The organism is Coleofasciculus sp. F4-SAH-05, assembly GCF_040222985.1.
Lineage (GTDB): Bacteria > Cyanobacteriota > Cyanobacteriia > Cyanobacteriales > Coleofasciculaceae > Coleofasciculus > Coleofasciculus chthonoplastes.
This window is the reverse complement of the sequence record NZ_JAVKBY010000265.1, coordinates 1-13,747: the sequence shown is the minus strand read 5'-3', so window position 1 is coordinate 13,747 and position 13,747 is coordinate 1. Positions and strand designations below refer to the sequence as shown.

13 protein-coding genes and 1 pseudogene are annotated in these 13,747 nt (G+C 43.6%); 2 read left to right on the top strand and 12 right to left on the bottom strand.

Annotated elements, in window-relative coordinates; genetic code table 11:
* Nucleotides 1-239 precede the first annotated feature (239 nt).
* From RIG27_RS32465 to RIG27_RS32430, 8 genes and pseudogenes are all read right to left on the bottom strand, one after another.
* A pseudogene (locus tag RIG27_RS32465) lies at nucleotides 240-326 on the bottom strand (element excision factor XisI family protein); the annotation flags it as partial.
* A gap of 58 nt (nucleotides 327-384) precedes the next feature.
* Nucleotides 385-1,146 carry a DUF4280 domain-containing protein gene (locus tag RIG27_RS32460; RefSeq protein WP_446351171.1) on the bottom strand — a complete coding sequence of 254 codons (762 nt, stop codon included), beginning with the start codon at nucleotides 1,144-1,146 and terminating at the stop codon, nucleotides 385-387.
* 71 nt (nucleotides 1,147-1,217) lie between these two features.
* Nucleotides 1,218-1,967 carry a DUF4280 domain-containing protein gene (locus RIG27_RS32455; RefSeq protein WP_446351170.1) on the bottom strand — a complete coding sequence of 250 codons (750 nt, stop codon included), beginning with the start codon at nucleotides 1,965-1,967 and terminating at the stop codon, nucleotides 1,218-1,220.
* Nucleotides 1,968-2,233: 266 nt separating this feature from the next.
* Complete coding sequence (locus RIG27_RS32450; RefSeq protein ID WP_446351169.1) at nucleotides 2,234-4,186, bottom strand: VgrG-related protein; 1,953 nt, start codon at nucleotides 4,184-4,186, stop codon at nucleotides 2,234-2,236.
* 413 nt (nucleotides 4,187-4,599) lie between these two features.
* Nucleotides 4,600-5,289 (bottom strand): ComF family protein, encoded by a 690-nt coding sequence (locus tag RIG27_RS32445; RefSeq protein ID WP_446351168.1) that lies wholly within the window; start codon nucleotides 5,287-5,289, stop codon nucleotides 4,600-4,602.
* Between the two features lie 112 nt (nucleotides 5,290-5,401).
* Nucleotides 5,402-5,827, bottom strand: coding sequence for a hypothetical protein (locus tag RIG27_RS32440; protein WP_446348695.1), 426 nt, complete (start codon nucleotides 5,825-5,827; stop codon nucleotides 5,402-5,404).
* A 476-nt stretch (nucleotides 5,828-6,303) separates the two neighbouring features.
* A complete protein-coding gene (locus RIG27_RS32435) occupies nucleotides 6,304-7,107 on the bottom strand; it encodes a PD-(D/E)XK nuclease family protein (protein ID WP_446348693.1) in 804 nt (267 codons plus the stop codon).
* The gene (locus RIG27_RS32430) at nucleotides 7,104-7,688 is read right to left on the bottom strand and encodes a PAP/fibrillin family protein (RefSeq protein ID WP_446351167.1); all 585 of its coding nucleotides are present in this window, start codon (nucleotides 7,686-7,688) and stop codon (nucleotides 7,104-7,106) included. Before RIG27_RS32430 ends, RIG27_RS32435 begins: the two co-directional genes overlap by 4 nt.
* Before the next feature lie 63 nt (nucleotides 7,689-7,751).
* Between RIG27_RS32430 and RIG27_RS32425 the strand changes: the two genes are divergently transcribed.
* Complete coding sequence (locus RIG27_RS32425; RefSeq protein WP_446351166.1) at nucleotides 7,752-7,979, top strand: DUF3134 domain-containing protein; 228 nt, start codon at nucleotides 7,752-7,754, stop codon at nucleotides 7,977-7,979.
* A 47-nt stretch (nucleotides 7,980-8,026) separates the two neighbouring features.
* On the opposite strand, the gene RIG27_RS32420 is transcribed toward RIG27_RS32425, so the two are convergent.
* From RIG27_RS32420 to RIG27_RS32405, 4 genes are all read right to left on the bottom strand, one after another.
* Nucleotides 8,027-8,803, bottom strand: coding sequence for a CPBP family intramembrane glutamic endopeptidase (locus RIG27_RS32420; protein ID WP_446351172.1), 777 nt, complete (start codon nucleotides 8,801-8,803; stop codon nucleotides 8,027-8,029).
* 64 nt (nucleotides 8,804-8,867) lie between these two features.
* Nucleotides 8,868-9,155, bottom strand: a complete 288-nt coding sequence (gene clpS / locus RIG27_RS32415; protein ID WP_446348685.1) for an ATP-dependent Clp protease adapter ClpS — start codon at nucleotides 9,153-9,155, stop codon at nucleotides 8,868-8,870.
* Nucleotides 9,156-9,522: 367 nt separating this feature from the next.
* Nucleotides 9,523-9,792, bottom strand: coding sequence for a UPF0175 family protein (locus RIG27_RS32410; protein WP_446351165.1), 270 nt, complete (start codon nucleotides 9,790-9,792; stop codon nucleotides 9,523-9,525).
* Nucleotides 9,793-9,820: 28 nt separating this feature from the next.
* Nucleotides 9,821-12,532 carry an NACHT domain-containing protein gene (locus RIG27_RS32405; protein WP_446351164.1) on the bottom strand — a complete coding sequence of 904 codons (2,712 nt, stop codon included), beginning with the start codon at nucleotides 12,530-12,532 and terminating at the stop codon, nucleotides 9,821-9,823.
* Nucleotides 12,533-12,975: 443 nt separating this feature from the next.
* On the opposite strand from RIG27_RS32405, the gene RIG27_RS32400 reads away from it, so the two are divergent.
* Nucleotides 12,976-13,593 carry a Uma2 family endonuclease gene (locus RIG27_RS32400; RefSeq protein WP_446351163.1) on the top strand — a complete coding sequence of 206 codons (618 nt, stop codon included), beginning with the start codon at nucleotides 12,976-12,978 and terminating at the stop codon, nucleotides 13,591-13,593.
* Nucleotides 13,594-13,747: the final 154 nt, after the last annotated feature.

The window sequence follows — 13,747 nt, the reverse complement described above, 5'->3', positions numbered from 1 at the left end:
GAACCTACTCCAGTACAAAGAAAGGCTTTAGATTTATTGGGTGTCAGCCTGATTTGTACCCAGTGAAGCCGAAAGACAAATCGCCCTAAGCCGGGACATGCATACGGTGTAGCGATTTGTCAAAGGGGAACTTCAGGTTAAAGGGTGCACCGGGTTAAAGGGCACACCGGGTTAAAGGGCGCACGCCGTGCGCCCCTACAAATATCGTCCCTGTTTAGACGAGGCGATCGCACGCTTACGACTCCGTAGCCTGTGTAAGGACGTTTATAACTGGGATGTAAAGCGAGAATAATATCCTCTTTGGGTATACCCATTTTTACTAAATCTGATTCTGGGGGTCAAGGCTTTATTGCTTTTGATTTTGTTTCTTGAAAACCCCAAAATTTAGTCTAAAGTCCAGTTTTTGAGTTTTCTCCATAAACTCACCAAGTCATGCCGACGCGACTCCAAAAATGCAGGTAAACCTGAGCGTATAATTCCTCCACTATCCAAGAATGTGTGAGATATTGGGCTTTCATGAGCATCATATTGATTAGGTGTACCACGACAACCAGCAAACTCATGATTCTCATCAACTAGCTGTCCAGACTCGTCATAAAAACATTCAAGTTGTAGGTGATCAGGGGTGGGGATTTCGGTTTCAACGATTCCTGTGTAGCCGCAGTGAAAAACACTACCGTCACCATAAGATCTCCATCCTTCAGGAACTTGATCTGGCAACGATTTTGGGCATTGCTTAGTGGTTTCCTGTGTTTTGGTAGTTTCAACACTCTTAGCATTTTGCTTGATGTAGACATTAGCATATGTATTAATATAGACACAGTTTTGTCCAGGGTCAATTACTTTTATCACCCCTCCAACTTGACAAATTAATGTGTCTGCTTCAGTAAGAGTAAGGATACCACCACTGCCAATTTTGACAGGTTTTCCCCCTAGTTTCCATGGCAGGGGAGTAACTGGTACGCATGGTCCACCAATATTAACGCATACACCAAAAGGCGGGAAATTTACTCCTGGCTTGTTATCGTGGATATTTGCTGCCGGATTTGTGGCGATTACCCGATTGTGAGGCTGGACTGTCAAAAAACTTAGGTTACTACCAAGACTGCATCTCAACATTGCACCGGAACATACTTGCCGTGGCATAAACAATATCCTCCACTAGCTGCGATTCAGGTAAATGTTACCACCACTTTTCACAACAATATCACCTTAAATCAGATTCCTATTCCTGCCTTAGCCAATTCAAACTCGGAGCGATGTGCCGCAGCAAGTGTTTGGCGAACATTTTCGTAAATACCTTTGCGTCCACCCTTACGTCGAAGAAATAGGACAAGTTCCTTTGCTAGCCAGGTAAGACCGGGGCGAAAACCTGGTGGACGTGGAACGTAATCCATGATATTGGAACCCTTGATTGCTTTACGGAGCATAACAGCAGCAAGCTCGCGCAATTGCGGGTTGAGTGATTCGGGTAGAGAAGAATCCGGATAGAATAAATTTAAAACTTCCTTAGCCATTTCATCATTATTTAAAACTTCCTGAACCATTGCATCCTTGATATCGGCATTCTTATTTTTAGCAACACTATTAGCATTCACTATTTGAATTTCAACACTCTTAGTAATTTGATCAATATAGACACAGCTTTGTCCAGGGTCAGTTACTTTTATCACCCCTCCAACTTGACAAATTAATGTGCATGTTTCAGTAAGAGTCAGGATACCAACACTGCCGATTTTGACAGGTTTTCCCCCTGGCTTCCATGGGAGGGGAGTAACTGGTACGCATGATCCACCAATATTAACGCATACACCAAAAGGCTGGAAATTTACTCCTGGCTTGTTATCCTGGATATTCGCAGCCAGATTTGTAGCGATTACCCGATTATGAGGCTGGACTGTCAAAAAACTTGGGTTACTACCAAGACTACATCTCAACATTGCACCGGAACATACTTGCCGTGGCATAAACAATATCCTCCACGAACGACTTTTTAATTAATCTCAGAACCTTGATGACGAAAGCCAGATTTTGTTCAGAGATTATCGGTAGATACCCAAGATTTTATGTTCCAATCTATCACCTCCATTAGTCAAGCCACTCAACGGTATGATTGGGCATAAACTGCTCAAATTATGCAATATTTTATCCATGGCAATCGCGGAATTTTTTTTAAACCCCTTACATAGCAATGGTTTAAAATTATATTACCCCTCATAGCAGCTTATCGGACTTACGCATAGTATATCCCCGTAGATCCGGCTTGGCTAGATCCACCCTTATTCAGATAAATGTTGCCACCACTTTTAACAAAAATGTCACTATCAGAAACAATCTCAACACCCGCTGTTCCATCGATCTTGATCTTGCCCTTAGACTTGAGCGTAATACTATTGTTTTTATCAGACAGACGAACCGAATGACCACCTGAAAGCGTTTCTACTGTAACATCCATCGATATAAGCTGGATTAAACCGGGACAGAAGAAATTAATCAGCTTTCCCGCCTTACCTATGATAAAGTTAGTAACCTTGCCTATGATGATGCTTTTTACGGCATCCATTGCCACCGATTTCAATTGATCATCAAGAGACACATTGCATCCCCCTGGAGTGGCACTTTCCATTTTCTTCGCCGTATCATCGATTAAAAAACGATTACCCCCTGAACTTTGCATAGAAATTCCCGCATTCACCCCACCTTTCGGTGATTCGGCAAACTGTAGCTTATGCCCACTGGGAGTAGCAAAAGTCCGCAAACGCACATTACCATTGCTCACCGTATCATTAATATGTTCGGGCGGTTTATCTTTGCCATTCCATACCCCACCTAATATATAAGGGCGATGAATATCCCCATGCTCAAACCCCACAACCACTTCATCATTCACTTCTGGCAGACAATCATTCCCGCGATTATTGCCAATACCATGTCCCACCACTCTCGCCCAATTACTTTCATGTTCCTCCGTCAAAGTGGGAAACTTTACCCGCACCCGCCCCATATTTTCCGGGTCTTTATTATTCGTCACGATACCCACCAACAGCGTTTGTCCCGGTTCCGGGTGAGTTCGAGGTGAGAATAAGGTACAAAGATTTTCACCCCGTAAACTGCTCACAGTAAACTCTGTGATGTACACCCGGTCTTGCAACAAATGCCGGGTTTCGGTAATATAATACTCGCCACTATATTTACCCATTCCCTCCAGTTGCACCACTCGTCCTGGTCGAATTTCTGGATTACCTTCTCCTCTAGCATCAGCCTGGACAAATTCCCCAGCCAGTTGATCACAGATAGCTTGTGCCATCACCTCTGCTTCTTTCGCCTGAAACATCGGCTGGTCTACTACAATCATCTTAGGGGACGGTGGCTGACCATGAAATGTCTGACTCGTTTTACACCCCTGACCAAAATCCGTTTGAGTCAAAACCTGGGGGGCTGTAGCTGTAGAGACAATTGCTTGCTTCTGGCGATAATCCCATCCCCTCACTTCCACCTCACTCACCTGTTCTCGACTTGTCACCCGCACCTGAAACTGGTGAATCTGTTTTAACCATTTCAGGCTTAATCGTTTACCCACTTGAGGTTTGCGGAAGTAAAGTTTACCATCTTGAACAAACAGTTCAAAACCCAATCGCGCGGCTCGTTCCTGGAAAAACTCGATATTCGTCTGATTTTCCTGAAACACATAGTCATGGGGAATATTACTCTCATCAATCGTCCCCAATTGGATACCGACTTCACCAGCAATTTTCTTAATAATATCGCTATCAGTCATATTTTGAAACGAGCGGTTATAGCGCCCTCGGTGCAAGCGATGGGAGACATCATAACCGCGAATAATTATCGGTGCTTGGGAGGTGTCGCTAAAATGGGTTTCCATAGCGGTAATCTCCACTTCCAGCACATATCCTTGCTTCTGTTGAGCAAACTCAGGGGTAGCGGCGGTACTGGAAATAAATCCAATTTTCACCCACTTGCCAAAAGCAAATAAGTCTTGGTGCTGCCAAGTTTGATCGGTACGGCTACCGGGAAAATAGGGATTATTGATTATTAGGGTGAACATTCCAGGTAGATGCAGGCTTTCTTCCACGCAAACTTCCAGAATATCCTCCATTAAACTTGGGGGCGCTGGCTGCCCTTCAATCTCTAGAAGTAACTGGGCGACGTAAGTTGGTGTACCCATGGTTGATGCACCTTAATCATATATTAGTGATAGACTCAATCTTGCTCAGTCTACCGGAAAAAACAACTCAAAAAAGCGGCTCTCAACAGAGTTTAACTCAATGTCACATTTAATCAATTTTGTTAACAAATTGACTCAAATGTAGTAAGGGAACTTTAGCCCTAGATTCCGTTGGTTCCTTGCGAAGTCGAAACCCAACCGACAACTTAAGTCTGGTGGGCAATGCCCACCCTACGGCTGATGCTAATGAAACCACCCCGCTCGTAGGGGCGCATGGCATGCGCCCATTCCCATGGCATGCGCCCATTCCCCAGTGTGCGGCGATAAATCCCAATATGCGCCCATCAACCTCGACATGAAAAACACACAGCGTTAAAGGGCACACAACGTTAAAGGGCGCACGCCGTGCGCCCCTACAAATACCGTCCCTGTTTAGACGAGGCGATCGCAAGAATACCATATACTGCGATTCCCTGCTGGCGTAATACTTCTGTGGCTGAACGGGCGGTTGCGCCTGTGGTGTAAATATCGTCTAAAATCAGTACGGGTGAATGATGTGAACGTTTGCCAAAACGCTTACCCACAGCAAACGCCTCCGTGAGATTTTGCGATCGCTCTTTTGCAGATAAGCCAAACTGGGCTTCAGTTTCCCGAACCCGTTCTAAACCCTGGGGCTGATAATTATATCCTGTAAATTGACAAAAACTCTCGGCAAGGAGTTCAGCTTGATTAAACCCTCGTTGTCGTCGTTTGCTGGGGTGAATCGGAATGGGTATTACAGTTAACTTTTTTCTCTGTCGCGCCGCCGTAGATTTTAGCCACGCTTCCCCCAACCCGAATCCCAAAGGACGAGCTAACTGGGTATGATTCTCATATTTTAGCGCCGCGATCGCCCGTTTCAATGTGCCGCCATAATGTCCCCAGACAAACACGGGTAACTCTCCTTGCCAAAATTGACTCGGATGCTTCAGTTGACAGCGCTGTAACTGACGCTGACAGTAGGGGCAAAGTTCAGCATCCGTGGCGCGATCGCATAATGGACAGTTTGACTTCAGGAATAAAGACAGTAAGCTATTTGTCAACTGTCCGATTCCTAGTTTCATCTCGCTCGTCTTGTCTTTAAATAACCTCCATAGAATTATACCTTTAGTTTTTCCCCAGCTTCCAGACGTGCCATGGCACGTCTCTACATGGCTCCTCCTGCTCTCTAGTGCCTTAAGCCACATCCAATAAAAACATCGACAAAAACGCTAAATACAACAGAAGGGCAAGCAAAACCACCACAAATGGCGGTGTAAAAATCACCGGAAAACTCGCTTCTTCTAAAAGATTGGGTAAAAACCCTTGATAGCAGATAGTATCGCCACAGGTTCCGTAATTAAATAGAATGACAAACGTTTGCAGCCCAATAATTTTTGACAAAACACCTCGCTTAATTTTTACCTTTGTGCGTCTCTTTGCTGTCCGAGCCGTTGCACTAAAAAACAAAAATATTGTTGTGGTGATGTAAAACAATCCCGCAAATGCAATGTAGAAAAAAATTGACATCCAGCCGCCCGATGTCATAAAAAAGAGTGGAATACTAATTAACGCATAAATCAGGTAAACACTAAAGACAAGCCAGATATTGGTTGTAATCATTGAAGTTATAACCCTTGCAGATTTACAAACAGCTTTGTTCCAGTCTCTATAAAAATTAGAGCTGGATGCAAACAGGTAGAAGCTGAAGCCTGGTTTAATAATTATTTGTACGAGATGCAATACTCATTTATTTCTTCAAGAGAGTGATTACAATCATTTAGCCCATTAGATCTTGCACCATTAGATTATCGTTAGTTCCGCTAGTCTTAAAACCCCAATACTTCGTCAAGTTAAAGGGCTTTATGTTTATACCTACTAATAAACGAACCATTATCCGGAATCACCCTTGATGTGGCGAAGCCGGGGGGCTCCAGGTGCGCGGGTGGCACGTCTGGAAGATGGGGAGTTGTGAGTTATCACCTTACCCTGTTCCCTGTTCCCTGTTCCCTGTTCCCTGTTCCCTGTTCCCTGTTCCCTGTTCCCTGTTCCCTGTTCCCTGTTCCCTGTTCCCTGTTCCCTAGCGAATGACAAATGACTTAAATCGATACTTCTTCAATATCAGCTAAATCAGGCAATAAATCACCATCACCAACAGCACTTTCCCCAGTTCGCTGACAGCGCACCGCAAAGCTACAGTTACCGCATTTACCCGATGATATGGGAACTTGGGGAAACGGGATATGATCATTTTGATAGCGGTGTAACCATCCGGATAGCCGAGTCAGCAACTCCGTTAAATCCGCTCTGGTTTTTTCATGTTGTACTCTATCGTAGGCAAACGTAAGACATTGGGGACGGGGTTGAGACTTAACAAACCAGTACGTCATCGAAATCTGATCAGGCAAATAATCACTGGTTTGAAGCAAAACATATCGGTATAAGCGCGTTTGCCAATCTTTGGCTAACCGATGACGATTTGTCGGTAGAGGATAGGTTTTCCAGTCGAGAATTTGGGCGCTTTTTTCGTCTTCAATAAATAAGTCGTAAATAACCGTTAGTAAATAGCCTTGCATCGTTACCGTGCGACAATGTTCAGCATCCCGAAAGGTTTGAGCATGACGGGCAAATACATCTGGTGCTGCATCCATGAGCGCCGTCACCCAATGATTGAGTTGGGGATTATCCTTCAGCAACGAGTCTATCGGTAATCCGAGTTCTCGTTGTTGCATTAACAGGTGAAAGTAACTTCCCCACGTCAAACGTTCTTGTTGTTCCGGTGAAACAGGACTTCCGCATTGATCCACATAAATATATTGAAATTTACGCGGACAGGTTTCTAACAGATTGAGTTGTCCTTGGGATAAGCGAGTTAGGGAAACCGCCATACTTTGAGCATTCATGGTTTGGTAAGGACAAATACACTGTCTTTATTCCCGCGTCCAATCCGCAGATTTTCGTCGAGATAAGTAATCTCCAACCAGCCCCGTTGCTCTCGACTTTCAATATTAAAATCAAGCGCCTTAAATTTTTTACCCGTTTCAATTTGCTGGATAAAATTAGTCGGAGATTTATAGTCAATTAAGCGTTGTAATCCGACGACAGACCGATCAAAATTAACATTAACTCGGCGTTCGGAAACCGCTTCAAACTGCGCTCCAACACTGATAATTCCCTCCAGATAAGGCAAACTGGAAACCTCGGCAATATTATAAATTTTCGCGTCGGCGGTGCGAACACATTGGTAAATTTGACCCAATTGCCACAGAGGAAACCGACCCAGGTTTAACAAATCGCTACTGGTTGTGTAGAGTAATCGCCAATTCCCTTCCAGTAAGTCCTGCGCTTCCAGTGGACGTGGCGTGGGGTTGCGGTCTTCTATTTGGGCAACGGCTGCCAAAATCGCTGTTTTTTCCGTGTCCGTTGCCAACAACCCCCGATTTTTTCCCGCGATCGCTTCTAATAACGTGGCTTTGCTAACCATCTGTAGTCCTGACAATCCACCGTTAAATATGGTATCATTTTTATCGACTTACTGAAATTTATTATGTATAATCCTTCTTTGCGTGAAGAATCTCGTGAGCAACTGGCTCCAGTCATTTCCGTTCCCCGTGAAACCTCAGTTTTAGAGTGGTTAGAAGCAACGAATCGTCTGCTGGCGCGTGATCCGAGCGAGAAGGAGAGCGGTGATGATGAAGAGGAAATCACTGAATTGATGGGTGCTGATGATAATGACTATGATGACGAGGAAGATGATGATCTAGATGAAGATTAACGGACGGGCATAGAATAGGAGCAACTGGGGCGCTAGGGCGCGATCGCTTAATTCACAGCCCGCGCCCTGATCCCCCAAGCCAGCACCATCAAGAAAGCTAACCCCATGACTCCCGCGATCGGGTTTCCATCTACTCCGGTTATCCAAGGAGACACTTGACCTGAATACTGCACTAATTCTCCCACATTAATCATGTAATAGCCCCAAACCAACCCCGCATGTAACCCAATGGGTAAACCCAAACGCCCTTGTCCTCGTTTTGCCCAAACTAAGGTTAATCCCAACAGCACTAATCCGGGAAATCCTGGTAAGGTGCGAATAATTTCTCCGAGAGGTTTGAGAAAATGCAGTGTGGCAAAAATTAGCGCATCTGCCCAAAGAGATATCTTGAGAGAATAGTCTCGTTCTAACTCATCCAATAACCAACCCCGAAAGACTAACTCCTCCGCTAAGCCAATACCCAGAGCGCTAACTAATCCTTCTAAAATGATCCGCCTCAATTGTTCTGGAGGATGTTGAAATGTTAGCCACCCTAATCCCCCCTCTAACGCAAACAAACTTAAGGTAAACAACAGCCCAATACTTAACCCATTGAGCAAGTCTATTCCATTGCGCCGAGAGGAGTATAACCCATACTGCTTTAACAGTTGAGGTTCTCCATAAACGAACTGTCCCCAAACGTGTAGTAGCCCTAAAAATTCCCCAAACAATAGCGCCATCGTCAGAATAGTGACGAGGTTTGAGTCATCAACTAAAAGGTAGATTGGCGCGGCTAACGGTAACCAAAATAACCCTAAGGTAACAACAAACAAACCCAGCCGCATAGGTGCTGGGTATTGTGCCAATTTCGGGAGGTTCAGTCTCAAAATCTTCAGAGCTTAAGTTTCCCTATTCATCCGGTTCAATCGTACTGGTTAAGCCGTGATTCTTTAAGGTTTCACAATAGAACTCTGCATGTTCCAAAGCGCAGGTAATGACTAGAGCAATTCCTGAGTTGTGGGCTTCCATCATAATATTGACAGCTTGCGGCTGAGTCAAACTCGGTACCGTCTGTATCAAGGCTTGCACCACATGTTCCATCGGGTTGAAATCATCATTGTGGAGCAAAACACGATAGCGAGGTGCGGGTTTCCGAACAGTTGATGTTGAACGCTTCTCAATCGTTTCCACAGACACGGCTAGGCTTCTCCCTCTCGTTCTAGTGTTTACAAAAAAATAGTTGCTGGGGTACGGTTCCCCATTTTAGCTTTTTCTTTATATTACTCAACAATTATGATCGCCATCACCCGATTTGGCGAGTAGAGATAGCCGAATCTTGACTCAATCCCCCACTCCTTATAGTCTTAATGTGTGACTAAATAACGTAAAATATCACACAAACTCATATTGAAGCTCAATGGCACGCTCCAGTCAGGATTTTTGGATCGCCTCCATCATTAATATACATCATGATATACCGTAGGGTGGGCATTGCCCACCAACCAAAATTTCAGTACCATTCCATTTAAACGATGCCAGTTTTGGGAGGTATTGGAGACAATAATCATTCTTGGGATAAAACATTGCGAATCGCTTGTGAATCCTGCTCTAAATCATCTTCAGTGTAGGGCAAATAGGCTTTTTCACGCTTTAGAAATTCATAAGTTTCCCAACGGGATGAGAAGTTAAGCATTTGGCGGACTTGGGCGGCTCCAATCTGTCCTTTGCGATAGTTATCAGCCACGATAAGTTCTAAAATTCGGCTGGAAATGTTGGCAGATTTTAGTTGTAGTTGATTGGCGATTTCGTCAGGAATTTCGATCGTGATTTGCATGGTAAGCTTTTAATTGAATTTGTAGGGTTTAAGGTGATTCTTTTCTACGTCGTCCACTTCTATCCTTGGGCGCAAAATGAAGCATGACTGGGATATGTCTGACATGAAAGGCTTGACCTGATCGTTCATGTCTATGAGTTGATATAAAAGCTAGGCTTCTAATGTGGCAAGGTCTAAAACTATAATCTGCTAAGCTTTTTTCAAGCAAGTAATTTTGCCATTTTTCCATGATTGAGCTGGCATCTTCATCACGGATATAAATTAATAAACCGCCATGTTCTTGATTAGAATCGCCACTTGAGTATCTTGTAGTGAGCTGTAGAAAACCTTCCCACAAATAATTGTTGTCTTTATAAATCTTTGCTTCTCCAAGCCACAAAAAACCATTCTTTCTAACAGTAATGTCAACATGACCACCGCTTTTCGTGTCATGTGATGCATTATACCCGAAATTACGCAATTGATTCACGATGTCTATAGTCAATCGGTCTTCTGTGTCATTTTGGCGCAGTTCAGGATTTTCTTGAATTTGATAGATTACTTTATCTATGTCTTCGTAGAAACCTCTGATAAAATCATATTCAAAGCCTAAATTATTTGCTTCCTTAGCTTGCTGATCAATTCCGTAGTTGTAGAATCCATAGCGTGATTGAATCGCATCAATTGCCCAAGATACTTGCTCTCCCACTTCAGTTGGCAGTAGCTTAACTAAGTCAGGCAGATAGCTAGCCATAGCTTGGTGTTCAACTCCTGCTAAAACTATTGCTACTCTATTCTTAAAATAAAAATCTGTATGGCTATAGTCATTAATATTTTTAAGGATAGAGATAAGTTGTGAAACTATCTCTAAATTACCTAGAGAAACGAGAGTATCGATAACTTTATTATTAGATGATATTTGACTAGGATCTTGCAGTAACTCAATTAATTCTGGAACAACTTCTTGCTTGCCAAGTTTCCCTAATGGAACAGCCGCAGCTTTAACGCCTTTGTGCAATGATGAAAATAGTCCTCGGATAACCTCTTCTGTGTTAAATCTCCCTAGTGCATCTGCTACTTGCTCTCTAACTTTTCTAGAATTGCGTTCTAACAACCATGCTTCAATTGCTTCATTATCTCCGAGATTATTGAGTGTTTCATAAGTCATTCCACGAATAGTAACTATAAAATCCTCTTGCACTTTGAAAGGTATTTCGACACTTTCAGACGAATCATCTGAAGGATAGTAATGCCGCAATGCTTTAAGGAGTTCTGGAATTGCTTCTTGATACCCCAGAAAACCTATCCAAGCAACCGCTCTTTGGGCAATATCTATATTTGAGTGTTTCAGAAATTGTCGTAGCTTTGGCAATGCTAGCTTAGAGCGTGTCCTTCCCACAAGCTCGATTTGTAGCCAATCCGAAACTTCTGCCTCATCGAATAATTTAGCTACACTCACTAATTCAATGGTTTGTTCCTGAAACTGCGGTTTCACTTCCCCCGCTAGCCTTACACCTAACATCAAATCCACATCTAGTGCCAGCTCTATTATTTTTATTGCATGGGTTTCAGTAATTTCTGGTAGCCCAAGCATAATGGCAATTGGCTCTGTCCATTTCAGATAGTTGAGATAATCATGCTGAAATCTCTTGCCACTATTCTCATCTTTGAGAAAATCAGGCAAATTTCGACGAAGCCATTCTGCTACATAGTATTCCTGAAGTAACTGATGACAAAATACAATCTCACCTTTGCCTCTGCTCTCTACCAGGAGATGATGCCGAATCAAATTATTCAATAAGGATTCTGACCCTATAATTTCAATTGCAGTTACTCTGGAGATAACAAAATTTTCGGCTCTTTCATCCGACATCATTTCGGAGGCTAAATTCTCTAGTCTAGGAACCCATTCCTCACCGTCTTCATCTGATATCCTTCCTTCCTCATAGAGTCTATCCTGATAGAGGCGTACAAATTCGCGAAAAGCTTCTCCTATGCTAAAGCTTTCTAATTGAGAGGATGAATTGACTTGCTGACAGACTGTAGTCAGCATCCACATAACAAAAGGTGTGTAGTCTGATTGCCGTGCGCGATTCAACCATCCTTGTAACTTTTGTCGATCACCCGGTAATACTCGTTCCTCAAGAAATCGCTGTCTATCTTTGGGCGCGATTGATTGAATCTCTAGTTGCGTTTTTATACCTAAATTCCGATATCCTAAACCTCGCGTCGTAAAGACGATAGAAATTTGTCTTTTATGACACCTATCCCAAAACTGCCTGATATCTTTCCACGCTTCCTTACTTGTAGACAGCTCATTCAACCCATCCACAAGTAACAAGAATATTGGCTCCTGGAAAAGATACTGTTGAATTTCCGCAAGTTCTAGAGAAAGTCCCCAGCTCTCTTCCAAATCCTTGCGAATGAGATGAACTATCCCAGAGTAATCATCCGAGGGAACTTTATAGTCTTTTAGCTGAACTAGAATTGGAATTTTGGCTGATGAGTCACCCTTGGCTTGCTCTACTAATTCCAGCAGGTATCGAAGCAGCGTTTTGGTTTTTCCCGCTCCCGGTTGTCCAACTAAAAAGACGTGTTTTTTGTCAGCAATATACTGCTGAAGCGCTTGGATTACTGGTAAGGTAGGCTCGATATCGGGAGAGTTTTCAGATGAACTCCCTCTAGTCGGCTGAGGTTTTACCTCCTTTACACGCAGATTAAAGTCGAACGGATCTGACTGCTCCCGCTCGATATCTGTCAAAACGCTATGTTTCCACCACCTCTGGTAGTAGGAATGGATGCATTCTAGATAGCTCTGAAACTCGCTAGGGGCAATCATGGGAAAGTGATGTTATATCCATCTTAAGAGTAATGGCATACTCCTTAAGTCTGGTGGGCAGTGCCCACCCTACGGTATATCCAGGGTTTCGACGATCCGAAAAGGCAAATTTTCAGTGCCATTGATCTTAAGAGAGTCTTCTCTATGATAGGCTGGCTATCTGGCATAATGCCTCGATGATTAAACTGGAGACAGTTAGGAAACTGTTTGTGATGGTGAATAGCTGTAACAACCCAAGCCGCAGGGTGTTCCAACCCAAAAATTAATCTTACCCAAATCACCCCTAACTCTCATAAGTTGCCCAGTATCCGGTTCATGCAGAAGTGCGCGATCGCACACTTCTAAAGCTACAACGAGGTGAATCTATGATCCAAGCCTTGCAACCGCCGATTACGTTTGATGAGTTTATTGAGTGGCTACCAGAAACCCCTGAATGCTGCTATGAGTTACACCATGGGGTAATTGTTGAGATGCCAAAACCGAGAGGTAAGCATTCAAAGTTGTCAGGGGATTTAGCTTACAACCTAGGCACTGCAATTCGTCAAGCTTCCTTGCCCTATTTTATTCCTAAAGAATGCATTGTCCGTTCTCTGGATGGTACTTCTGGATATGAACCAGATGTCATTGTCCTAGATGAACCTGCACTGATTGATGAACCGGATTGGGAAAGTGGTTCTATCATCACTCTGGGCAAATCGATCAAGATGATTATAGAAGTTGTTTCAAGCAACTGGCGGGATGATTACTTGATTAAGCTGGGAGAGTATGAAGCCTTGGGTATCCAGGAATATTGGATTGTGGATTATGCTGCATTGGGTGGGCGACGCTTCATTGGCAATCCCAAACAACCTACTTTAACAGTCTGTCAATTGGTAGAGGGGGAATACGAGTTACAGCAATTTCGAGCAGGCGATCGCTTGATATCGCCCACTTTACCCAACCTAACGCTGACTGTTGATCAGGTTTTTGCGGCAGCCCAGTAGAGCGCGATCGCTCTTTTGAACGAAAGTTGAGCGCAGTCCCTATCTAGAATCTTTGATTTAGATGGGGTTAGCGAAACAAAATAGTTGTTAAGTACCCAATAATACTATACAATAGTATCAGGTACGGCGGCAGTTTTTTAACTTGTTCGGCACG

Bases quoted from the DNA above. Each gene is read 5' to 3' on its own strand.
- RIG27_RS32460 (WP_446351171.1), bottom strand. From the start codon at position 1,146: ATGCCACGGCAAGTATGTTCCGGTGCAATGTTGAGATGCAGTCTTGGT.
- RIG27_RS32455 (WP_446351170.1), bottom strand. From the start codon at position 1,967: ATGCCACGGCAAGTATGTTCCGGTGCAATGTTGAGATGTAGTCTTGGT.
- RIG27_RS32450 (WP_446351169.1), bottom strand. From the start codon at position 4,186: ATGGGTACACCAACTTACGTCGCCCAGTTACTTCTAGAGATTGAAGGG.
- RIG27_RS32445 (WP_446351168.1), bottom strand. From the start codon at position 5,289: ATGAAACTAGGAATCGGACAGTTGACAAATAGCTTACTGTCTTTATTC.
- RIG27_RS32440 (WP_446348695.1), bottom strand. From the start codon at position 5,827: ATGATTACAACCAATATCTGGCTTGTCTTTAGTGTTTACCTGATTTAT.
- RIG27_RS32435 (WP_446348693.1), bottom strand. From the start codon at position 7,107: ATGAATGCTCAAAGTATGGCGGTTTCCCTAACTCGCTTATCCCAAGGA.
- RIG27_RS32430 (WP_446351167.1), bottom strand. From the start codon at position 7,688: ATGGTTAGCAAAGCCACGTTATTAGAAGCGATCGCGGGAAAAAATCGG.
- RIG27_RS32425 (WP_446351166.1), top strand. From the start codon at position 7,752: ATGTATAATCCTTCTTTGCGTGAAGAATCTCGTGAGCAACTGGCTCCA.
- RIG27_RS32420 (WP_446351172.1), bottom strand. From the start codon at position 8,803: ATGCGGCTGGGTTTGTTTGTTGTTACCTTAGGGTTATTTTGGTTACCG.
- RIG27_RS32410 (WP_446351165.1), bottom strand. From the start codon at position 9,792: ATGCAAATCACGATCGAAATTCCTGACGAAATCGCCAATCAACTACAA.
- RIG27_RS32400 (WP_446351163.1), top strand. From the start codon at position 12,976: ATGATCCAAGCCTTGCAACCGCCGATTACGTTTGATGAGTTTATTGAG.